The following is a 22,211-nucleotide window of genomic DNA, read 5'->3' as shown; positions in this document are numbered from 1 at the left end:
GCAACACCGCGCGGGCCTAAAAGACTGGGGCCTTCCAGGTCAGCGCCGTGCCGGTCTCGGGGGAACTGGTGACCTCGAAGGTGCCGCCGAGCTTGTTGGCCCGGTGCTGCATGTTGGTCATTCCGTTGCCGGGCGTGCGGACGCTGAAGCCGGCGCCGTTGTCCTGGACCCGGACGTACACAAATCCGTCGTCGACCGAGACGGAGACACGAATGGAATCGGCTCCGGAATGCCGGACGGCGTTGCTGAGCCCCTCCGTGACGACGGCCAGGATGTTTGCCGCCGTTTCCTCGTCCCTGATCGCGTCGATAGGTCCGGTGAGCGTCAGCCGGGGCACAAACCGAAGCGACCTTGCAGCGCTGCGGACCGCCTGCAGCACGCGGCTGCTGAGAAGTTCCTTTTCCGTGGTGGCGCCGTTCAGGGAGTAGATGGTGTTGCGCAGCTCCCTGATCACCTCATCCAGTTCGGCGGTCACCGTCTGAAGGGTCCGCGCGGCCTGCTCGCCCGTTATCAGGCGCCGCAGGCTCTGGATGCTGAGGCCGGCGGCAAAGAGCCGTTGGATGACCAGGTCATGGAGATCGCGGGCGATCCTGTCGCGGTCAGTGAATACCGCCAGCTGCTCACGCATCCGGTGGGCCCGGGCCAATTCGAGGGCCAGGGCCACATGTGAACCGAACACGGCGCCCATTTCAACGTCGGTCTTACTGAACATTCCCGCCGAACCTTCACGTGCCAGGACGAGCAGTCCGTGATGGGTGCCCCTGGCCCGGAGGTCCACCACCAAGAGCCGGCCATCGGCCGGCACTGGCCCCCCGCTGAGGGCCGCCGAGGCGTCTTCAATGACGGCCGCCTGGCCTGTGGCCAGGACCGCTTCCACCGCCCGGGGGTCAAACAGCGACAGCCGGCCGGCCCACTCCAGGGCGGTACTCCCGGCAGCTCCGGCCACGCGGAACAGTTTGGAGTCCTCTTCCGGGACAAGGATCAGGGCGAGGGCGGCACTGGACTCCTGAAGTGCCCGTGCGGCGATCATGTCCAGCCCGTCGTCCTGGCTGACGGGGGCAGCTTCGTCGTCCATCACCTTGCCGGTCACGTCCATGCATGCCTGAAGCCAGGCAGTTCTGCGCCGGGCGTCGTCGTAAAGCCTGGCATTTTCGATGGCGACGCCGGCCGCGGCGGCGAACGCCTCCGCGAGGCCTTCATCCTCGTCCGTGAAGTCGCCTCCGCCCTTCTTTTGGGTGAGGTAGAGGTTGCCGAACACTGAATCCCGCACCCGGATGGGTACGCCGAGGAACGACTTCATCTGCGGGTGATGCCTGGGGAACCCGTAGGCATCCGGATGCTGGCTGAGATCATGCAGCCGCAGCGGTTTGGGGTCCCGGATCAGTAAGCCAAGAACACCATGGCCGGTGGGGAGGGGGCCGATCCTGCGGGCGAGGTCGTCGTCGATGCCCACGGTGATGAAGTGGCTCAGGCCCTGGTCGCTGCCAATGACGCCCAGTGCTCCGTAATCGGCTTCCAGCAGGTGGCACGCTGAGCTGACCACCCGGAGCAGTACGGCCTCCAGGCTCAGGTCCTCGGCGAGTGCCACCACAGCGTTCAGCAGCCCGCGCATCCGCTGCTGGGCGCTCGCCAGCTCCCCGGCACGATCTACAAAGTCGTTGAGAAGTTCGTCCATACGGGAGGTGGCAACTGGTTCCGGAACACTGGTGGACTGCCGGACGGATTCACTCACCGAAACCGCCTTCCGCGGTGTTTGACGCACACACAATTCGTGACGCTCACGCAAGTGGACCGGCTGCAGCAGTCGAACACAGACTACGCCTCCCTGAGTATTTCCTCCATGCCCGCGGGCCGGGTTAGGGGTCTTTGTGCCCTAGGTCCCCCACCATACCGACCCTATGCTCTTGGGCATGACACCAGATGCATCGATTCCCGAAACCGCCCAACTGCCCACTGAGGAATGCTGGCGGCTGCTGCGCGGCACTTCCGTGGGGCGCCTGGCTGTTTGGGTGCAGGACCATCCCGAGATCTTTCCCATTAACTACAAAGTCCACCAGGAGTCGCTGGTCTTCCGGACCGGTGCCGGCACCAAGCTGGCATCGGCGCTGGGCAATATGGTGGCGCTCGAGGCAGATGGTGCTGACACGGATTCGGGGATCGCGTGGAGTGTGGTGGTGAAAGGGTCAGCCACAGCACTGCCCAACACGCCCGAGGTGGTGGCCTCCCTTGGGCACCTGCTCTTTCCCTGGGAGACCGGCCGGAAGGACCACTTCCTGCGCATTGTGCCGGAAGAAGTAAGCGGACGGCGCTTCCGGATTTCCGCGCCGCTCACCTGGGGCGGTTCGCTGGACGAGGCCACACGCGCCGGTTTGGAGTGAACTTTCCATGAGGGCCTGGTGGGTGGAAGAGCCCGGCCCCATGGCGTCCGGCCCGATGCGGCTGGGCGAACGGCCGGACCCGCTGCCCGGGCAGGATGAGGTCCTGTTGTCCGTGCGCGCATGCGGCGTCTGCCGGACAGATCTTCACCTTGCCGAAGGAGACCTCCGTCCCCGTGGCGCCCGCAGGATTCCCGGTCATGAGGTGGTGGCCGAGGTGGTGGGGCTGGGAGCGGGAAGCAACCGGTTCCGCGTGGGCGACCGCGTAGGGGCGGCCTGGCTTGCCCGGACGTGCGGATCCTGCAGATTCTGTCGGCGCGGGGCGGAGAACCTTTGCCTCAGTCCTACTTTCACCGGCTGGGACACCGACGGCGGCTACGCGGAGCTGATGGTGGCCCACCAGGACTATGTGTACCCACTGCCCGACGTGTTTTCGGACGAGAAAGCCGCGCCCCTGCTCTGCGCAGGAATCATCGGTTACCGGGCGCTTCGCGGCTCCGGGCTCCCGCCGGGCGGCAGCCTTGGGATCTACGGCTTCGGCGGTTCAGCCCACCTCACAGCGCAGATGGCCATCTACGAAGGCGCCAGCGTCTACGTCATGACACGGTCCCCGGCGGCGCAGAAACTTGCCCTGGAGCTGGGGGCCAGGTTTGCCGGCCCCGCCGATGCCGCGCCGCCGGAACCGCTGGACGCGGCCATCCTCTTCGCTCCCGTCGGCGAACTCGTGCCGGTCGCGCTCCGGGCCCTGGACCGCGGCGGGACCCTTGCGGTGGCAGGAATCCATTTGAGCGACATCCCGGCCCTTGATTATCAAAAGGACCTGTTCCAGGAACGCCGCCTTCGCAGCGTGACCGCCAACACCAGAACCGACGGGACGGAATTCCTGGCGCTCGCCGGGAGAATCCCCCTGAACCCCACTACGGTGGCCTATCCCTGGACAAAAGCAGACCAAGCACTGCTTGACCTGTCCCTGGACCGGTTCACGGGGGCCGCCGTGCTCCTCCGCACGGCCTGACATGCGGCCGCCACCGCGGCCACCTTGGTGCCCTTCGGCCCTAGCTGCGGGGCCGGATTTTGGGCAAAGGTGGTGCCATGAGTGAAAGCAAAAACATCCTGGTTGGAATTGACGGTTCCGAATTCTCCCCCGCGGCGCTGCGCCTCGCCGGCCGGCTGGCCACGGCGTTGGACGCTCCGCTGAAGGTTCTCACATGCCTGGGTTACTCCGATTTCTATCTCCCGGAACGCATGCCCCCCGGCGGTGACCTCGACACCCCCGCGGAACTTGAAGCCATAGCCCGCCGCCTGATGGAGCAGGCCATCGAGAGGGCCTTTGGCCAGGAGCGTCCCGAGCACCTCGTCGCAGTGGTCAAAGTGGGTTCCCCTGCCAAGGTCCTGGTGGAGGAAAGCCGGGACGCCCAGCTGCTCGTGGTGGGCCGTCGGGGCCGCGGAGGCTTGCTGGGGCAGCTCATGGGTTCGGTCAGTGCCGCGTGCACGGCCCACGCGCATTGTCCTGTCGTGGTGGTCAGCCAGGAAGCCGGGGAAGACCATGGAACAAACCCCTAACCCCGACGTCATTGTTGTGGGAGTGGACGGGAGCGTGCCGTCCATCACCGCACTCCGTTGGGCCCAGGCGCTGGCCCCGTTGCTCAATGCCCGTCTGCGGGCGGTCACGTGCTGGCAATTCCAGATTGCCGTGGGCACGTTTACACCCCTCCTCTGGGACCCCGAAGAGGAGGCCCGGAGCGTCTGTGCGGCCGCTGTGTCGGAGGCGTTCGACGGCGCCACTCCGGTCGGGCTCGAAATGGTCGCCTGCCAGGGGCCGCCGGCGAAAGTCCTGGTGGAAGAAAGCAGGACTGCGCGGATGGTCGTGGTGGGCAGCCGCGGCCGGGGCGGATTTGAGGGCCTGTTGCTCGGTGCGGTGAGCGCCGCCGTGGCGGAGCACGCAAAATGCCCCGTCCTGGTGGTGCATGGCACCGACCTGCCGTCCGCGTTCTCCGTTGCTCCCGGGCAGCTCTCCGCAGAAGGGGGTGGCCAGACCGGGTCCAGCCATGCCCGCGCCTGACCGCATTGTTGTTGGCTACGACGGTTCGGCAGAGGCGGGCGCGGCGGTGCGCTGGGCCGCCCGGCATGCCACCTACCTGGATTGTGAACTGCACGTGATCCATTGCTCGCTGTGGCCCCTGCTGACCAGCGACCTTGGCCCGGTCAGGGGAATCGAGGGCAGCGGCCTGCAACATCAGGCCCAGACCATCCTTGAGCAGGGAAAAGCCGAGGCAGTGTCGGTAGCGCCCCGGGTCCCGGTCCACGGCCGGCTCCTGTACGGCCTGCCGGCCGGCCACCTCCGGCGGATAGCCGGCGATGCCCGCATGCTGGTGCTTGGCAGCCGCGGTATAGGAGGGTTCCTGGGTCTCCTCGTGGGATCCGTCAGCCTGGAACTCGCCGCAACGGCCTCCTGCCCTGTTGCGGTGATCCGGTTCGATAACCACCCGGAGGGACGCATCGTAGTGGGAATCGACCCGTCCGGGTCCGCCGGCGCACTTCGGCTTGCCTGCGACCTCGCCAGTGCCACCGGAAGCGAACTGATGATCATCCACGTCATCCGGCCCCACGATGGCATGGCCCACGCAACCGGAACCGGAAGAGAAGCGGCACGCCGTCTCCTGCTGGGGGTGGCTGAGGATGCCAAGGCCCTTGCTCCAAGGGTGACGATCAGCCAGGACCTTGTCCGGGACGCCTCCGTGCCCCGGGCACTCCTCAATGCCTCCCGCGGCGCGGCCCTCATCGTGGTCGGAAGCAAAGGCCACGGCCTCCTGAAAGGAACCATCGGCTCCAATGCCCATGCCGTCCTCCACCATGCGACCGGCCCGGTGCTGATCTCCCGCAACTGAACCGTTCCGGCGGGGCGGCTGCGCAGGGGCGACCTACCGCCGTCGTGCTTTCCGGGACCTTTGTCCCTTACCGCGGCGGCGCCCGCGCTCCATCGTTGAGATGGAGCAGTGTTCCGCCCGCAGGGTGGACCCCATTGAACAACAACAGCGAGGAACGGACATGAAAGCTATCGTTTACGGCGGCCCCGGGAAGAAATCCTGGACCGATGTGCCCGATCCGGCGATTAAGAATCCGGCCGATGCCATCGTCAAGGTGGACACCACCACCATCTGCGGCACTGACCTGCACATCCTCAAGGGCGACGTACCGGCCGTGACGGAAGGACGGATCCTGGGCCACGAAGGCGTGGGCACCATCACGGAGGTCGGCTCGTCAGTGACCAGCCTCAAACCCGGCGACCGCGTCATCATCTCGTGCATCAAGTCCTGCGGCCACTGCGCCAACTGCAAAGTGGGCCTTTATTCGCACTGCATGGGCGAGGAGGGAGCCCCGGGCATCGGCTGGGTGTTCGGCCACCTGATCGACGGTACCCAGGCCGAATACGTGCGCGTCCCCTACGCCGAGAACTCCCTGCACCTGCTGCCGCCCGGGGTCAGCGACGAACAGGCCGTGATGCTCTCGGACATCCTCCCCACGGGCTTCGAAATCGGGGTGCAGTACGGCCGGGTGAAGCCCGGCGACACGGTGGCCGTTATTGGTGCCGGCCCGGTGGGCCTCGCAGCGATCGCCACCGCCGGGCTCTACGGTGCAGCCACCATCATCGCCGTGGACCTGGACGGGAACCGCCTGGAGAAGTCCCGCGAGTTCGGTGCCACGCATGTGGTCCGGTCCGGCGACGCCGACTGGAAGGAACAGGTGTTGGCCCTGACAGACGGCCAGGGCGTGGACGTAGCCATCGAAGCAGTGGGAATTCCCACCACCTTCAGCATGTGCACGGACATTGTCCGGCCGGGCGGCAACATCGCCAACGTCGGGGTCCATGGCAAGTCCGTTGAACTCCATGTGGAGAACCTCTGGATTCAGAACATCAACATCAGCATGGGACTGGTGAACGCCAACACCACGCCCATGCTGCTGAAGCTCGTGGCCCAGCAGAAGCTGCCTGCGGAAAAATTCGCGACGCACCGCTTCAGTTTCGACCAGTTCCTCGAGGCCTACGACACCTTCGCCCGCGCCGCCGAAACCAGCGCCTTGAAGGTGGTCATCTCGGCATGAAAGGCCCCGGTGCCGTGGACAAAGCAGCCGCCCGGGCAAAGACGCCGGACAAAGCCCTCCCGCAGGCGCCTTGAGGGGTCGGGTGGGCACAGCAGCGGTTCCCCGCCCGTCCGGCTCTGGTGCCCCCGCCGGGTCCGGCCTGTCCACCGGGGAGGTCAGGGAGCGGACCCTGGCAGGCCTGGCGAACGGCGCACCGGAGGAAACGAGCCGCAGCCTGTGGCTGATCCTTCGGGCGAACGTGATGACGTTGTTCAACGGCATCGTTGGCGGCTGCTTCCTGCTGTTGCTGCTGCTGGGCGAGTGGAGGGACGCCCTGTTCGGCTTTGCCGCGCTGAGCAACGCCGTCATCGGCGTTGTCCAGGAGTACCGGGCCAAGAGTCTGCTGGACAGGCTGGCCGTCCTGGACGCTCCCCGGGCACGCGTCCTGCGTGACGGACGGGTCCAGGACGTCGCCGTGGCCGACGTGGTCATGGACGACGTCTGCGTGCTGCAGGCCGGCGACCAGGTTGTAGCTGACGCCGTCATCATCGACGACGACGGCCTGGAGCTGGACGAGTCCGTCCTCACGGGAGAGTCCGAACCTGTGGGCAAGGACAAGGGCTCCCCGGTCCTGTCCGGCTCCACCGTCACGGCAGGCCAGGGGCGGGCCCGGGTGGTGGCCGTGGGCGCCGGCTCATACGCCAGCCGGCTCACCGCGGAAGCCAAGCGTTTCTCGTTGGTCAACTCGGAGATCCGCAATTCGATCCACCGCGTCCTGCGCTGGATCACCTGGGCGCTCCTGCCTGTGGTGGCCATCGTCACCAACGGCCAGATGCAGGCCAGGGGCGGCTGGGACCGGGCCTTCCGGAGCGGCGCCTGGGAGGAAGCCGTGGTTGGTGCGGTGGGCGCGGCAATCGCCATGATCCCGCTCGGCCTGGTCCTCATGACCAGCGTGGCGTTCGCCGTGGGCGGCGCACGGCTTGCCCGCCTCAATGTGCTGGTCCAGGAGCTTGCCGCCGTGGAGGGACTGGCGCGCGTGGATGTGCTCTGCATCGATAAGACCGGCACCCTCACGGAGGGCCGGGTGGTCTTCGACGACGTGCACGACACCGGCCTTCGCGGCACCGGCCAGGAGCTTCCCGAGGGATGGCGGCAGGCGCTGGGATGGTTTGGTGCCGATCCCCACGCCAATGCCACCGCCCGGTGCCTGGCACCCGCTTTCGCGTTCGACGACGGCGCCCGCCCGGCCGCCGTCGTCCCCTTCTCCTCGGCCCGGAAGTGGAGCGCCGCCAGTTTCCCGTCCCCGCACCCTGCCGCGGGGACCTGGGTGCTGGGTGCCCCCGAGATGGTGTTTCCCGGAACCGGCCCAGCGGACGCGTCCGCGGATGAGCTTCTGCTCCGTTCCCGCCGCCTGGCATCCCGGGGGCTGCGCACCCTCGTGCTCGCATACACGCCCGCGGTGCCCGCTGACGGGCTGCTCGCTGACGGGGCGTCAGAGGACGTGGAGCTGCCCGGCGGCCTCGCGGCTGCCACCCTCCTGACATTCCGCGAGAAAGTGCGTCCGGACGCAGCGAAGACCCTCGCCTACTTTCGGGACCAGGGCGTCGAGGTCAAAATCCTCTCGGGCGATGACCACAGGACGGTGACGGCCGTGGCCCGGGAGGTGGGGCTCGACGTCGATGCCGGCTACGATGCCCGGCACCTGCCAACGGACCCGCGGCTCCTGGCCGAAACCCTGGGCACCTTCTCGGTGTTCGGCCGCGTCACGCCCGCGCAAAAGAGGGACATGGTCCTGGCATTGCAGGGCGCGGGGCGCACCGTCGCCATGACCGGCGACGGCGTCAACGACGCCCTGGCACTGAAGGAGGCGGACATCGGCATTGCCATGGACAGCGCGGCGCCGGCCACAAAAGCGGTGGCCCGGTTGGTCCTCCTGGACGGTCGGTTCGACCGGCTTCCCGCCGTGCTCGCTGAAGGCCGCCAGGTCATCGCCAACATTGAGCGGGTCTCGGTGCTGTTCCTCAGCAAAACAACCTACGCCGTCGGCCTGTCGCTGACCTTTGGAGCCCTGCTGTGGAGCTACCCGTTCCTACCCCGGCAGCTCTCCGCAACCGACGGGCTCACCATCGGCATCCCTGCCTTCTTCCTGGCGCTGATGGCCAACACCCGGCGCTATCGGCCGGGCTTTCTGCGGCGCTCGCTGTCCCTTGCCGTTCCGGCGGGCATTGTGGTGACGGCGGCGGTCCTGGCCGTGCAGGCCTACTCCATGAGCGTGGGAGGCTTCAGCCCCGCCTCGACCCGGACGGCATCGGTGCTGACGCTGTCCCTGGCGGCGCTCGCCGTCCTGCTGACCGTCAGCCGCCCCGTCACAGGGCTCCGCCTTGCAGTGGTAGGTGCCATGGGTGCCGGGCTTGTCCTGCTGATGACGGTGCCCCTCCTGACGGAGTTCTTTATGCTGGAATGGCCGCCATCCCCGCTGCTGGCCGCCTCCCTCGCCGCCGCGGCCGCAGCCGTCCTGGCCGTGCTGGTGCTGGGCCGGCTCCACGAGCGGCGCTTCGCGTAGAGACTGCTGTCGGAGCCTGCTGTCCGAGCCTGCCGTTAGAGCCAGTCGGCCGAAAAGTCCTGCGGCGGCCACCAGCGCGTGCGCGGCGTCACGGGGAAGCGTCGGCCGGAAATTTCGGCCGGACGGATTTGCACCAGATGTTCCTTGAGGCCCGGCTGCCAGGGGTCCCGGTCAGGACCGGCTTCCTGCAGGGCCGCCGGATCGCCGTCGAAAGTCCCAGGCTCGCCCTTCAGCACAACGCTCCAGACCTCGGTTCCATAGGGGTTCAGGCCGTCCACCTCGAAGGCCGCGGCGGTGCCCTTCAGGAGGGCCCGCAGTTTCGTCCCGGGCGCCGTACGGAAGACCACGGTTTCCTCGACCACCATGAAATTCACCGGGAAAATCTCAGGAGCCCCGCCGTTGATCACAGCCAGTCTCCCGATGTACGAGGACCGCAGGTATTTCCAGCACTCGTCCGGGGCGAGGTTTTCGATGTGAGACTCTGGCGGGGAGGTGCTCATGCACTGATCCTAGCCCCCTGCATCCCCGGCCTGCTGTACCCCCGCCCCCTGCATCCCCCGCCCGGTGTGCGCAGCCTGCGAGGTGACGCGCGCTTCACCGTTGCCGTGTGCCTTTCACGTTGCTCACTTGCCTGCCGGGACCAAAGCCTCTGGGACCGTCCGGTGCACGGCAGGAGTCTTAAGGAGCACCAATCTTTATCCCCACCGGCCATCATTGCAAGGAGGCAGAAAATGGCTGATTTGATGAAGTGGTTCGACACCCGGCGGTCCCCCGTCGAAATGATCGAGAGGCTTTTTGAAGGAGATACTGCGGCATCGGGCATCCGGGTCGAAGAAGCTGTTGAAGGGAACACGCTTGTTGTCCGCGCTGAACTGCCGGGCATCGATCCGGAGAAGGACGTCAACGTTTCCATCGTGGACGGGGCCCTGGAAATCAAGGCCGAGCGCAGGGAACAGTCCGAGCAAAAGGGAAAGGACAGTTACCGGTCCGAGTTTCGGTACGGTTCGTTTGTCCGGAGGGTGGCATTGCCTGACGGTGTCAAGCCGGACGACATCACCGCCTCCTACAAGGACGGCGTGCTTGAGGTCCGCACCCCCGTACCGGCCAAGTCGCAGGAAGCCCCCGCACGGAAGATCGAGATCACCCGCGGCTGACCACCGCGCCCGCTAAACCAGGACGGGCCCGCTGAACCAGGAACCGCGCCCACCCCGTGCTCAACCGATCCGTGGTCAACCGAAGAGGACCGCTGCCTCCAGGTAGCGGTCCTCTGGCACGGTTTTGAGCCGGCCAAGGGCGGCTTCGAAGCCCACATTGACAATGTTGGTGCCGCGCAGGGAGACCATTGTCCCCCAGCGGCCCTCCGCCGCCGACGCCGTGGCCGCCATTCCCAGCCTCGTCGCAAGCACCCTGTCTGTGGCCGTCGGGGCGCCACCGCGCTGGATGTGCCCCAGGACGGTGGCCCTGGTCTCAATCCCCGTCATGTGCTGCAGTTCCTGTTCGAGCAAAACTCCGATCCCGCCCAGCCGGGGCCGGCCGAAAGTATCAAGCCCGCGCGGCGAATAGGGCGCTTCGCGGCCCGCAGGGACGAACGCCTCGGCAACCACCACCAGTGGGGCCCGCCCGCGGTGGTAGGCGGACTGCACCCACCGGGCGACCTGCTCCAAGGTGACTCTCTGCTCCGGGATGAGGATGGCGTGGGCACCTGACGCCATCCCCGCGTGCAGCGCAATCCAGCCGGCGTTCCGGCCCATCACCTCAGCAATCATGCACCGGTGATGTGACTCGCCGGTGGTCCGCAGCCGGTCGATCGCCTCGGTGGCTGTCTGGACCGCCGTGTCGAACCCAAACGTGACGTCGGTGGCGTCAAGGTCGTTGTCAATGGTTTTAGGAACGCCCACAACGTTGATCCCCGCGTCGGAGAGTTCCCGCGCCGCCGCCAGCGTCCCTTCTCCCCCGATGGCCACCAGGCCGTCCACGCCCAGTTCTTCAAGGCTCCGGCGCAACGTTTCGGGGCTGCCATCCCTGAGCGGGTTGGTCCGCGACGTGCCGAGCACGGTTCCGCCCAGGCGGGACAACCCCCGCACAGCATGGCGGGGCAGCGGGACAAAATCCCGATCAAGCACCCCGCGCCAGCCGTCGCGGAACCCGACGAACTCGTAGCCGTAGGTAATGACTCCCCGCAGGACGGCGCCACGGATCACGGCGTTGATTCCGGGACAGTCCCCACCGCTGGTCAGAATGCCCAGGCGGGTCACGAAGCGGATTTCTCTGCGGCCGCGATCACCGGGACGGTTTTGAGGAAAGTGTCCGGGTTGAGCGAAATCGAATCGATGCCTGCCCTCACCAGGAACTCCGCGAAATCGGCGTGGTTGCTCGGACCCTGCCCGCAGATCCCCACCTTGATACCGGCCGCGTGAGCCCGGTCGATGACCTGGCCGATCATCGATGTCACGGCTTCGTCCCTCTCATCGAACAGTCCCGCCAGCTGCTCTGAGTCCCGGTCCACCCCGAGGACAAGCTGGGTCAGGTCATTGGATCCGATGGAGAAACCGTCAAAGAGGCCGGCGAACTCCGAGGCAAGGATGACGTTGGAGGGAATCTCGCACATCATGTACACCTTCAGGCCGTGCTCGCCGCGGACCAGGCCGTTTGCCGCCATCTCCTTGATCACCAGGCCGGCCTCGTGGGGTGTCCGGCAGAACGGGACCATAATGATGACGTTCGTAAACCCGAGGTCCTCCCGCACCCGCTTCAGCGCGCGGCACTCCAGGGCGAACCCTTCGCGGTAGCGCTCGTTGTAGTAGCGCGAGGCCCCGCGAAAGCCCAGCATGGGGTTCTCCTCGGCAACTTCGAAGGAGCCGCCGCCAATCAGGTGGCCGTACTCGTTGCTCTTGAAGTCGCTGAGCCTGACAATCACCGGGTTCGGGTGATAGGGCGCGGCAATTTTTCCGATGCCCGGTGCCAGCACATCAACGAAGTACTCCTGCAGGTCCGGATAGCCGTGCGTGATCTCCCTGATGCGCCCGGCCTCGCCGGGATCCCGTACCCGTTCCGGGTGGACCAGGGCCATGGGATGGATCCGGATGAGGTTACTGATGATAAATTCCATCCTCGCCAAGCCCACGCCCGCCGCCGGCAGGCGCCACCATTGGAAGGCGGCTGAGGGGCTGGCGATGTTGACCATCACAGCAGTCCGTGTCTCCGGCAGCGCCCCCAGGTCAACCTGCTCCACGTCGAACGCCAGGGTGCCGGCGTAGACCTGTCCGTCCTCTCCTCCGGCGCAGGAAAGCGTGATGGGTTGGCCGTTCTCGAGCACCGAGGTGCCGTTACCGGTGCCGACGACGGCGGGGACACCCAGTTCCCTGCTGACGATGGCGGCGTGGCTGGTGGGGCCGCCGTGGTCAGTAACAATGCCGGCGGCCCGCTGCATGATGGGAACCCAGTCAGGGTCGGTCATCCGGGTGACCAGGATGGAGCCGTCCCGGAAATCATCGATGTCTTTGGCGTCCCGCACCACGCAGGCGAGGCCGTGCGCGATCGATTCGCCGATCGCCGCGCCTTCCGCCAGGAGCCGCCCCGACTCGCGAAGGTGGTAGACGCTGAACACTGAGCCGCTGCGCCTCGCCTGGACAGTTTCGGGCCGGGCCTGAACCATAAACAGTTCCCCGGTGGCGCCGTCCTTGGCCCACTCCATGTCCATCGGACGGCCGTAATGGTCCTCCACCGCCACAGCCCAGCGGGCCAGCCGCACCGTCTCGGCATCGGTCAGGACGAAGGACCGGCGTTCCTGGTCCGAGGTGTCCACCGTCCTGGTCCTCGCATGGCCGCCGCGGCTGTAGACCATCTTGCGTTCCTTGGCTCCCATGGTCTTTTCGATGATCGGAGTCAGTTCCGGATCAGCCAGTAACGGCTTGAACACCTGGTACTTGTCCGGATTGATGCTTCCCTGAACCACTGTTTCGCCCAGTCCCCACGCAGCACTGATCAGGACACTGCGGGGGAACCCGGACTCTGTGTCGATCGAAAACATCACCCCGGAGGCGCCAATGTCTGAGCGCACCATCCGCTGCACCCCGACGGACAGTGCCACCTCCAGGTGGTCGAACCCCTTGATTTCCCGGTACGAGATGGCCCGGTCAGTAAACAGGGAGGCGTAGCAGCGCCTGCAGGCTTCCAGGAGCTCCCGTTCCCCGGAAATGTTCAGGAATGTTTCCTGTTGGCCGGCGAAACTCGCGTCCGGGAGGTCCTCGGCTGTGGCGCTGCTGCGCACAGCCACCGACGCCCTGGCCTGGCCGGTGCGTTCGCACAGTGCCTTGTAGTGTTCCCGGATGGTGGCGGCGATGTCGGGCGGGAACTGGGCTTCGAGAATGAGCTCCCGGATGGCCTCCCCCGCCTCCCGCAGGGTTGCGCGGCCCGCACGGTAGTTCTCAATCGAGGTGCGTATTTGCCCCTCGAGGCCGTTCGCGGCCACAAAGGCACGGTACGCTGCGGCGGTGGTGGCGAAGCCCTCCGGAACCCGGACGCCGGAACTCAGCAGGGAGCGGGTCAGTTCACCCAGCGACGCGTTTTTGCCGCCTACGGCCGGCACGTCGCCCATCCCCACTTCATCGAACCACATCACATGAACGCCAGTTATCGCCGTCGTGTCAGCCATGGTTTGATCCTTACGGGACAGATGCTCCAGCATCAGAGTCTTTGGTCCTGCGGACCCCTGGCGGGGAACCGGCGGAGATATCCGGGCGCCGCTACCCGCAGGCCGCCGCAGCTTCTTGTGCAGCCAGTCCGCTGCCAGCACCGCAGGGACCGCCAGGGCGGCAATGGCGAATCCGACGGGCGGCGGGGGCAGCTGACCCAGGGCGGCCGCGACGGGACCGACGTAGAGGCACACCGCCAAAGCAGCGAGTTCGGCCAGTACCGCCCAAAGCAGCAGCCGGTTCGTCAGCCAGCCCTGTTTCCAGGGCGGCCGGGTAGCGCTGCGGCACGCGAACGCATTCGCGAGCTGGCCAAGCACCACAGCGGTGAAGGCCGCCCCGGATGCCGTCATCAGCAGCCCCGGGTCGTGCGGGCCCCCGCGCATCCAGCCGCCGCTGAACAGCACCACGGAGAATGCCGTCATGGACACCAGGGCTTCCACCGGCCCCAGCACGCAGAACACCCGGAACATCAGCCGGCGGTCCATCAGGTGGCGCCGCTCCGGCGGCCGCTTCAGCACTCCCTTCCCCGGCGGTTCACCGCCGAGGGCAAGTGCCGGCAGCAAATCGGTACCGATGTCCAGGGCGAGGATCTGAAGAACGCCCAGGGCCAGCGGAAACTGGCCGCCTGAGAGTGCCCAGATGATGAAGGGGGTCAGCTCGGCAACGTTGTCGGTCAGGTGATAGGTCAGGAACCGGTGGATGTTGGCGTAGGTGGCGCGTCCCTGTTCAATTGCTGCCACGATGGTCCCGAAGTGGTCATCCAGAAGAACCAGATCCGAGGCTTCGCGGGCCACGTCCGTTCCGCTGAGCCCCATCGCCACCCCGATGTCGGCTTCCTGGAGCGCCGGGCCGTCGTTGACGCCGTCACCGGTCATGGCCACGACGTGACCCCGGCTCTGCAGTGCTCTGGCCACCCGAAGCTTCTGTTCCGGGGAGACCCTGCTGACCACGATGCCGTCCCGGTCCAGCAGGGCACCCAGGATCTGTTCGTCCTCCGGCAGTTCTGCTCCCTCCAGAATCAGTTCGGGTGTTCCCAGCAGTCCAATTTCCCGCGCGATGGCGGCCGCCGTTGCCGGATGGTCCCCCGTGATCATGCCTATCCGGATGCCGGCGTCCCGCGCGGTCCGGATCACCTCGTCCACTCCCTGCCGGGGCGGGTCATGGAGGGCGATCAGCCCCAGCAGGTGAAGGTCCCTTTCGGCTTCCTCCGCCGGGCACTCCAGCCAGTCCCCGGCGCGGCCGGGAAGTTCGCGGCTGGCCACTGCCATCACCCGCAGTCCCCGTGACGCCATCGCCTCCACTTCTTCCGCCGCCGCGTTCGTGGACCCGTTGCAGAGCGGAAGGACCGATTCGGGCGCCCCCTTGACGAAGAGCGTGGTGCCGGCGATGACAGATTCGCGGCGGCGCCGGGGGTCGAAGGCGAACCTTCGCGCCGGCCTGGCATTCTCAGGCGTTGTCCCGGAAAGGCGGCGGGCCAGGACATCAAGGGCGGCTTCCATGGGGTCGCCGTCCGCTCGCCACTCATCGCCGTGCTGAACGGCCCGGCCGTGGGAGGCTGCACGTGCTGCGAGCGCCGTGCGGGTTGCTGCGCCCACCGCCTGCCCCTCGATCCGGGCAACCGGCAGGTATCCCTCCCCGGCCACCTTCACCCGGCCCTCAGCGGTGAAGACTTCGACGGCGTTCATCCGGTTCTGCGTCAGGGTTCCTGTCTTGTCAGTGCAGATGAACGTGGTGGACCCCAGGGTTTCCACCGCCTCCAGGTTGCGGACCAGCGCGTTCCGTGCCGCCATCCGCTGCGCACCCATGGCGAGGGACAACGTGACAGTTGGCAGCAGCCCCTCCGGGACCAGGGCAACCGCCACTCCGATGGCGAAGAGGAAGGCGGCACTCCACGGGATGCCCACCAGCAACGACACCAGGAAGAAGACCCCGGCGACGGCCAGTGCAACCCCGGCTATGAGCCGGACGATCCGGCGGAGTTCACGCGCCAGGGGCGTTGGGGGCGAGACGGTGCCGCTGGTCAGCTTGGCGATTCCGGCCAGCCTGGTGTTTGCGCCGGTGTGGGTCACAACCGCTTCTGCCGCGCCGTTGACAAGGAACGTCCCGCCCCAGGCAGGCTCGCCGCTGCCCTTCTGCACCGCTTCGCTTTCCCCTGTCAGCAGGGACTCGTCCACGGCGCAGCCGGAACCAAGAACCAGGACGACGTCGGCCGGCACCCTGTCACCCGCTGTCAGAATGACGGCGTCACCCGGGACCAGTTCGCTGGCGGCAATCCTGCGGGTCTGGCCGTCCCGGCGGACGGAGACCTCGGCCGGCAGCAGCCCGCGCAGTTTTTCGGCCGCGTGCTGTGCGCGTTCCTGCTGGATGTGGGCGAAGATTCCGTTGACCAGCACCACCACGATGATGGCAACGCCCAATTCCGGCATTCCTCCGACGAACGCCAGCACCGAGGCGCACCAGAGCATCAGGGCAAAAAAATGCGTCAGCTCACCGAGGAGTTTGCGCCACTGCGGCACGGGCTTCGCTTCGGGAAGTACGTTGGGTCCCGATTCCCGCAGCAACGCCGCGGCACGCCCGGAGCTCAACCCGGTCGCGTCCAGCCCGGATTGCGGCGGCCCCTCGCGTGGTGCCACTGCTACTCCGTGTTCCCCGCGTGGTTAAGCGCTGGTTTGGGGGAAAGGGTGAATTGCCGGGTCTGGCCGGCACGGATGAGGGTGCGTTCGGAGCCGACCTGCAGCCAGATGGCGGGCGCATCTCCGGGGGCCGCCGCCAGGGTTAGCAGGCCGTGTTCCAGGTGGACTGCGAGCAGATGGTCCCGGTAGCGGACTTGGAACGACACTGACCTGATCCCCTGGGGCATCTTCGGTGCGAAGAGGAGTCCTTCGCCGGTGAACCTGAGGCCGGCGAAGCTTCGCTGCACCACGTCGATGGTTCCTGCCATCGCGCCGAGATGGATCCCTGTGCGGGTGGTGCCGCCCTGGGTGTCATCAAGGTCTGCGCTCAGGGCTTCACGGAAGGTATTCCAGGCCCGCTCCGGATCCTTTGCCGCCAGGACGGAGGCGTGCGCCACCCGGCTGAGGGTGGAGCCGTGCGCTGTGCGGGCGAGGTAGTAATCGACGGTTGCTTCAATCTGGGCGGCGGAGATGTCGTAGCCCAGACCGGCCAAAAACCGCGTCAGTTCCTTTTCGCCCAGGACGTAGAGCAGCATCAGCACATCGGCCTGCTTGGCCAGGCGGTACCGGTTGGTGCTGTCCCCCTCCGCCTCCAGGATCAGGTCCAGGCGCTCGATGTTTGTGTAGACGGTGCGGTAGCGGTCCCAGTCCAGTTCCTGCAGTTGTTCGTACCCGGCAAACTGGCTGATGATGCCGTCGTGGAACGGTACGAACATCCGCTGGCTGAGGTGCTTCCACCGTGCTACTTCCGCCGGGCCAACGGCCAGGCGTCCCTGGAGCTCCTCGAGGTCGTGGCCCTGCAGCGTTGTCATGATGGCGCAGGCCTGGGCACAGACCCACGCGGCCAGCACGTTTGTGTAGGCGTTGTCGTCCAGGCCGGCACCGTCTTTGTCCGGATGGCCTGTGTGATATTCATCCGGCCCCATGATTCCGCGAAGATGGAACCGGTCCTCCTCCCGGTCGTGTTCGGCCATGGAAGTCATCAGGCGTGCCACGTCCACTATCAGCTCGGCGCCGTGGCGCAGGAGCCATTCCCTGTCCTGGGTGGCCAGAAAGTACTGCCACGCGTTGAAGGCGACGGCGAGGCCGGCATGCCGCTGAAGATGTGAGTAGTCCGGTACCCACCGGCCGGAGCGCCGGTTGAAGAGCCAGAGCGGAGTCTCCTCCCTTCCGTCGCTGCCGCTCTGCCAGGGGAAGAGCGCGCCGCGCAGCCCTGCCGTAGCAGCCGCCTCTCTGGCGGCTGGAAGCCTGCGCCAGCGGTAGTTGATCACCGAACGCGCCACGAAAGGCATCCTGGAGGTGAGGAGGGGAAGGACGAACAGTTCGTCCCAGAACACGTGGCCGCGGTAGCCCTCCCCGTGGAGCCCGCGCGCGGGCACGCCTGCGTCCTGCTCGGCAGTGTGCGGGCTGAGCGTCTGCAGCAAATGGAAAACATGAAGGTTCACGATGAGCTGCACCTCGGGGCTGCCGTCAATCTCGATGGCGAACAGGGCCAGGAGCCTGCCCCAGACGGCCTCGTGTTCGGAGAGCAACTGCTCGAAGTCGGGGCTGGCTGTCCTTAGCACGGACCGGGCAGCCACGGCCGGCGAGGAGATCGCGTGGTCACGGGACGTGACCACTGCCGCCGTCCGCGTGATCACCACGGGTGCCGCGTCAGCCAGCTCAAGGCGCAACGCCCGGAAGGAGAGCCCTTCCTCCTCCCCCGGGCCGCCGTCGTCGTTCTTCCCGGAGATTTCGGTGCGCACAGCGGTGGCGATGCGGATGTGGCTTTGGCTCGTTTCCACTTCCACAACCTGAACCGGCTCAGCCGGGTCTGGAGCACCCAGCCGGACCAGGTGGTGATGGGACAGGAGCGCGTCTTCCGGGACGTTCTCATTGGTGACTCCACAGTCCACTCCGCTGCGGATCTCCACCGGGCCGCTCCACCCCACCGCCGTCACGGTGGTGTTCAGGGCCATGAGATGCGGCTGAGCCATGGAGACGAACCTGCGCTGGTTCACCGCCAGCCGCCGCCCGTCCTGTGTTTCCAGCAGAACGTCCCGTTCCAGGGTGGCCCGGCGCATGTCCAGGACCCGCCGTTCCCTCAGGACCTTCAGGCCGCCCCTGGACCACCAGTCCGAACCCTCCAGCCGGACGTCCACCACCAGCCAGTTGGGGGCATTGACCATGTGCTCGTCCTCCACGTCCTGGCCCTGGACGTTGCTTACCAGTCTGTTGTAGACCCCCGCCAGGTAGGTGCCGGGGTAGTGGATTTCGTTCATCCTGCTTTCGGGAGCGGCGCCGCGGACGGCCAGGTAGCCGTTCCCCAGGGTGGTCAGCGCTTCCCGGTGACCCTCATGGGCGGGGTCGTAGCCTTCGTAAATGAGGCGCCACGGATCGGTGAGGACCCGTCCGAGGTCCAGTTGCCCCACGTCCGTCAGCACAACGTCGGCTCCCGCCGCTTCAAGGTCGGCCCGCCTGTCGGCCCGGTCGATGCCGACCACCAGGCCGAAGCCGCCGCGCCGGGCGGCCTCCACCCCGGCGACGGCGTCCTCAATCACCACGGCGCGGGCCGGCGGGACGCCCAAACGGTGCACGATCTCAAGGAGCACTGCGGGATCGGGCTTGCCGGGAAGCCCCAGCTCGGCGGCGATGACCCCGCCCATCACGAGGTCGAAAGTGCCGGACAGGCCAGCAGCCGCCAGCACGGCGGACGCGTTCCGGCTCGATGTTGCCACGGCCACAGGTATCTGGGCGGCGCGCAGCCTTTCGATCAGGGCCAGTGTTCCCGGGAAGGTGCGGACACCATCGCGTCCCAGCAGTTCTTTGAAGATCCGGTCCTTTTGCCTGGCGAGGCCATAAACCGTCAGCTCTCCCGGCGCATCCCCCGGTTTGCCGTCCGGCAGGATGATTCCGCGGGAGGCCAGGAAGGACCGGACGCCGTCTTCACGCGGTTTGCCGTCAACGTAGTCCAGGTAGTCGGCCGCGGTGAATGACCTTTTTCCCGGCTTCCCCGTCAGCCGCGGATCGGCCAGCAGCTGATCGAAGAGTTGTTTCCAGGCCGCCTCATGCACGGTTGCCGTGTCCGTTACCACCCCGTCCAGATCGAAAATCACTGCGTCAAATGGTGACAACGCCGCTGACGCCGTGGGTGATTCAGCCATGGCGCGCCACTCAGAGCCCGCTTCGGGCAGCGGGCGGTCCCGGCTTGTCCGGCCGCCGGTGCGGGCCGCCAAGGTAAAACCGACGATTAGTGATCACAGCCCCTTGACCTTCCCGAAGACGCGATGGAAGCGGCCGTGCCTGCCTCCGCTGGCAGGAAAAGGGGCGGCTGGCCGCGGTACCCGTGCCCACTCAAACACGCGGCCCCCGGTCCCGGCAGAGGCTTTGGTCCTGCGAACGGGTAGCCAGGACGCCGCGAAGCAGGTAGCCGCTACTCGTGTGTCCCTCCACGCCAGTGCCTACTGTGATGAACGGGGTCGGCGGTGTGTGATGCGTACCGAGACCGTACGCACCGCCCCCAGCCACCGCCGGCCCCCTCATCAACGTGACGCGGCCCGCCAGGTTCAGGATCAGCCCCGGGTGCGGGTGAACAGGCCGCCGATGAGTCCCGCGAGCGCTGCCGGCAAAGCGATAAGGCCGGCGATCTGAGGGGTCACGGACGGTACCGTCATGATCATGATCGCCATGCCCACCAGGACTGCCGGCGAGGCCACGCAGACCGTCACCCACAGGGGATTTCCACGCACCTGCGACCAAATGGCTGCGGCGAGGGACATCACAGCCCCGGCCAGCATCACCAGCCGTCCCACGCGCAGCCGCTCGATGAACTCCGGCGTCGTAGCGTAGGCGAAAAACGTTGTCCGCTCGAGGGCAATGACTGTGACGATGATGGCGCCAACAACCAGAGCTGCCCACGGGAGCGACCGTCCCCTCCACCAGGGCCGGACCACATAGCGTTCGTTGCCATTCTGCGAACTCGTCACAAGGCGAGCCTAGCGGCCCCGGGGATGCCAGCCCAGACGGATCCCAAGCAGCAGGGTCACCGGCAGGGCGGTCACCACGTGGATCATAAAAAGCTGTTGACTGGCCTGCGTGCCGGGGTCGAAACTTTGGGAATGACCAACGAACCTGAAGCCCGGGCGCTCATGGAAGTTATGGATCGTCTGACCGAACGCTTCCCCGAAAAGGAGCGGTCGGCCATAGAGCAAATCGTTGCCGAAGAGCACGAATTGCTCGACGACGGTCCGATCCGGGACTACGTTCCGGTCCTGGTCGAACGGGCCGCCAAGCTGCGCCTCGCGAATTCGTAAGGCCCCGGGCAGACCTTTGCCGGTTCGTTTTCGGCGGTCATCCGGTTAGAGTATTAGGTACGTAAGGGAGTATTCCGAAGCGTTGCATACGTCAACACGTCAGGCACAGATGCCTGGCCGGGTGCAACGGCCAGCCGGACGGCGGGCGGAGAGACTTACCCGGCTCTTTGCTACCCACCTTACGAAAGCGGGCACACGTTGACTGTTTCTCCCCTGATCTGGGGCATCACCATTGTGGTCATTCTGGCCCTCCTGGCCTTTGATTACTTCTTCCACATCCGGAAAGCCCACGTTCCCACGCTCAAGGAAGCGGCCATCTGGTCCGGCCTCTACGTAGGAATCGCCCTGATCTTCGGCATCCTGGTCCTGGTCTTCGGCGGCCCGGCCATGGGCTCGGAGTATTTCGCCGGGTACATCACCGAGAAGGCGCTCTCGGTGGACAACCTGTTTGTCTTCCTGATCATCATTGCCAGCTTCCGTGTTCCCCGGGAAGATCAGCAGAAGGTGCTGCTGTTCGGCATTGTGTTCTCGCTCATTGCCCGCACCGGATTCATTTTCCTCGGCGCCGCGCTGATCAACTCCTTCGCCTGGGTCTTCTACGCGTTCGGCCTGATCCTGCTGCTCACGGCCGGGAACCTGCTCAAACCCGATGCCGAGCACGGCAGCGAGGCGGACAACTTCATCATCCGCCTGGTCCGCAAGTTCTTCCACACCACCGATCATTACGACGGCGACAAGCTCTTCACCATGGAGAACGGCAAAAAGGTCCTGACTCCCATGCTGCTGGTCATGGTGGCCATCGGCGGCACGGACATCCTGTTTGCCCTCGATTCGATCCCGGCGATCTTCGGCCTGACCCAGAACGTCTACATTGTCTTCACCGCAACGGCCTTCTCGCTGATGGGCCTGCGCCAGCTGTACTTCCTGATTGACGGACTGCTGGACCGGTTGATCTACCTCTCCTACGGACTGGCAGCGATCCTGGCCTTCATCGGCGTCAAACTCATCCTGCACGCCCTGCACGAGAACAACCTCCCGTTCATCAACGACGGCCAGCCGGTCCCGGTCTTCGAAATCACCACCGGCCTTTCCCTGACGGTCATCATCGGCACGCTGGTCATCACGGTGGTGGCATCGCTGCTGAGCAAGGCAGGCCAGGCGCAGACCGCCATCAACAACGCGCGCCGGCACGCTGTCAGCTACCTGGACCTCGGCTACACTGCGGATCCCGCCGAGCGCGAACGTATTTACAACGCCCTGCTGAACGAAGTTCGGCAGATCGAGGAGATGGACCCGAAGTACCGCAACAAAGCCAAGGACGTGGAAGCCATCCGCGCCGAGGTGGCCGAAGCCCACCGGCAACACGCCCTGTACCTGGCGCGGTGACCTTTCCGCCGGTGGAGGCCTAGGAGCCTGCTGAATAAGGCGGTTGTGGGGCGGGCGGAACGCCACCAATGGGCCGTCGAGCGGCGTGTTCTGGTCAGCACCCTTGGGTGCGACAACGGGGTCGTTCCGCCCGCTTGGCTTAATTC

At 66.4% G+C, this 22,211-nt stretch carries 16 protein-coding genes and 1 pseudogene; 10 read left to right on the top strand and 7 right to left on the bottom strand.

Annotated features, from left to right (window positions below; genetic code table 11):
- Nucleotides 1–16: 16 nt before the first annotated feature.
- Nucleotides 17–1,732: a sensor histidine kinase gene (locus PY310_RS09625; RefSeq protein ID WP_342755739.1), complete on the bottom strand. Its 1,716-nt coding sequence runs from the start codon at nucleotides 1,730–1,732 to the stop codon at nucleotides 17–19.
- Nucleotides 1,733–1,910: 178 nt separating this feature from the next.
- On the opposite strand from PY310_RS09625, the gene PY310_RS09620 reads away from it, so the two are divergent.
- From PY310_RS09620 to PY310_RS09590, 7 genes are all read left to right on the top strand, one after another.
- Nucleotides 1,911–2,378 (top strand): pyridoxamine 5'-phosphate oxidase family protein, encoded by a 468-nt coding sequence (locus PY310_RS09620; protein WP_275214165.1) that lies wholly within the window; start codon nucleotides 1,911–1,913, stop codon nucleotides 2,376–2,378.
- Nucleotides 2,379–2,385: 7 nt separating this feature from the next.
- The gene (locus PY310_RS09615) at nucleotides 2,386–3,390 is read left to right on the top strand and encodes a zinc-dependent alcohol dehydrogenase family protein (RefSeq protein ID WP_275214164.1); all 1,005 of its coding nucleotides are present in this window, start codon (nucleotides 2,386–2,388) and stop codon (nucleotides 3,388–3,390) included.
- 77 nt (nucleotides 3,391–3,467) lie between these two features.
- Complete coding sequence (locus PY310_RS09610) at nucleotides 3,468–3,938, top strand: universal stress protein (protein ID WP_275214163.1); 471 nt, start codon at nucleotides 3,468–3,470, stop codon at nucleotides 3,936–3,938.
- Nucleotides 3,922–4,437 (top strand): universal stress protein, encoded by a 516-nt coding sequence (locus tag PY310_RS09605; protein ID WP_275214162.1) that lies wholly within the window; start codon nucleotides 3,922–3,924, stop codon nucleotides 4,435–4,437. The genes PY310_RS09610 and PY310_RS09605 overlap by 17 nt, the downstream gene beginning before the upstream one ends.
- Entirely contained in the window at nucleotides 4,424–5,263 is an 840-nt protein-coding gene (locus tag PY310_RS09600) for a universal stress protein (protein ID WP_275214161.1), read from the top strand. The genes PY310_RS09605 and PY310_RS09600 overlap by 14 nt, the downstream gene beginning before the upstream one ends.
- A gap of 160 nt (nucleotides 5,264–5,423) precedes the next feature.
- On the top strand, nucleotides 5,424–6,479 hold the full coding sequence (locus PY310_RS09595) for a zinc-dependent alcohol dehydrogenase family protein (protein ID WP_275214160.1): 1,056 nt from the start codon (nucleotides 5,424–5,426) through the stop codon (nucleotides 6,477–6,479).
- A gap of 82 nt (nucleotides 6,480–6,561) precedes the next feature.
- A complete protein-coding gene (locus PY310_RS09590; RefSeq protein ID WP_275214159.1) occupies nucleotides 6,562–9,021 on the top strand; it encodes an HAD-IC family P-type ATPase in 2,460 nt (819 codons plus the stop codon).
- Nucleotides 9,022–9,056: 35 nt separating this feature from the next.
- Here PY310_RS09590 and PY310_RS09585 read toward each other — a convergent pair whose 3' ends face one another.
- Nucleotides 9,057–9,521, bottom strand: coding sequence for a pyridoxamine 5'-phosphate oxidase family protein (locus PY310_RS09585; protein WP_275214158.1), 465 nt, complete (start codon nucleotides 9,519–9,521; stop codon nucleotides 9,057–9,059).
- A gap of 231 nt (nucleotides 9,522–9,752) precedes the next feature.
- On the opposite strand from PY310_RS09585, the gene PY310_RS09580 reads away from it, so the two are divergent.
- Complete coding sequence (locus tag PY310_RS09580; RefSeq protein WP_275214157.1) at nucleotides 9,753–10,175, top strand: Hsp20/alpha crystallin family protein; 423 nt, start codon at nucleotides 9,753–9,755, stop codon at nucleotides 10,173–10,175.
- Nucleotides 10,176–10,250: 75 nt separating this feature from the next.
- Here PY310_RS09580 and PY310_RS09575 read toward each other — a convergent pair whose 3' ends face one another.
- The 5 genes and pseudogenes from PY310_RS09575 to PY310_RS09555 form a co-directional block, all read right to left on the bottom strand.
- Nucleotides 10,251–11,276 carry an ATP-dependent 6-phosphofructokinase gene (locus tag PY310_RS09575; RefSeq protein WP_275214156.1) on the bottom strand — a complete coding sequence of 342 codons (1,026 nt, stop codon included), beginning with the start codon at nucleotides 11,274–11,276 and terminating at the stop codon, nucleotides 10,251–10,253.
- On the bottom strand, nucleotides 11,273–13,675 hold the full coding sequence (gene ppsA, locus PY310_RS09570; protein WP_275214305.1) for a phosphoenolpyruvate synthase: 2,403 nt from the start codon (nucleotides 13,673–13,675) through the stop codon (nucleotides 11,273–11,275). Before ppsA ends, PY310_RS09575 begins: the two co-directional genes overlap by 4 nt.
- 99 nt (nucleotides 13,676–13,774) lie before the next feature.
- Nucleotides 13,775–16,315, bottom strand: a pseudogene (locus PY310_RS09565) (cation-translocating P-type ATPase); the annotation flags it as partial.
- A 35-nt stretch (nucleotides 16,316–16,350) separates the two neighbouring features.
- Nucleotides 16,351–19,530 carry a beta-phosphoglucomutase family hydrolase gene (locus PY310_RS09560; protein WP_275214155.1) on the bottom strand — a complete coding sequence of 1,060 codons (3,180 nt, stop codon included), beginning with the start codon at nucleotides 19,528–19,530 and terminating at the stop codon, nucleotides 16,351–16,353.
- A gap of 408 nt (nucleotides 19,531–19,938) precedes the next feature.
- The gene (locus tag PY310_RS09555; protein ID WP_275214154.1) at nucleotides 19,939–20,352 is read right to left on the bottom strand and encodes a hypothetical protein; all 414 of its coding nucleotides are present in this window, start codon (nucleotides 20,350–20,352) and stop codon (nucleotides 19,939–19,941) included.
- 132 nt (nucleotides 20,353–20,484) lie between these two features.
- On the opposite strand from PY310_RS09555, the gene PY310_RS09550 reads away from it, so the two are divergent.
- Together PY310_RS09550 and PY310_RS09545 are read left to right on the top strand one after the other, a co-directional pair.
- A complete protein-coding gene (locus PY310_RS09550) occupies nucleotides 20,485–20,679 on the top strand; it encodes a three-helix bundle dimerization domain-containing protein (RefSeq protein WP_275214153.1) in 195 nt (64 codons plus the stop codon).
- Between the two features lie 198 nt (nucleotides 20,680–20,877).
- On the top strand, nucleotides 20,878–22,065 hold the full coding sequence (locus PY310_RS09545; protein ID WP_275214152.1) for a TerC family protein: 1,188 nt from the start codon (nucleotides 20,878–20,880) through the stop codon (nucleotides 22,063–22,065).
- Nucleotides 22,066–22,211: the final 146 nt, after the last annotated feature.

Source organism: Pseudarthrobacter naphthalenicus (assembly GCF_029076445.1).
Lineage (GTDB): Bacteria > Actinomycetota > Actinomycetes > Actinomycetales > Micrococcaceae > Arthrobacter > Arthrobacter naphthalenicus.
The sequence above is the reverse complement of the archived record's forward strand: the minus strand, read 5'-3'. Positions and strand labels throughout refer to the sequence as shown.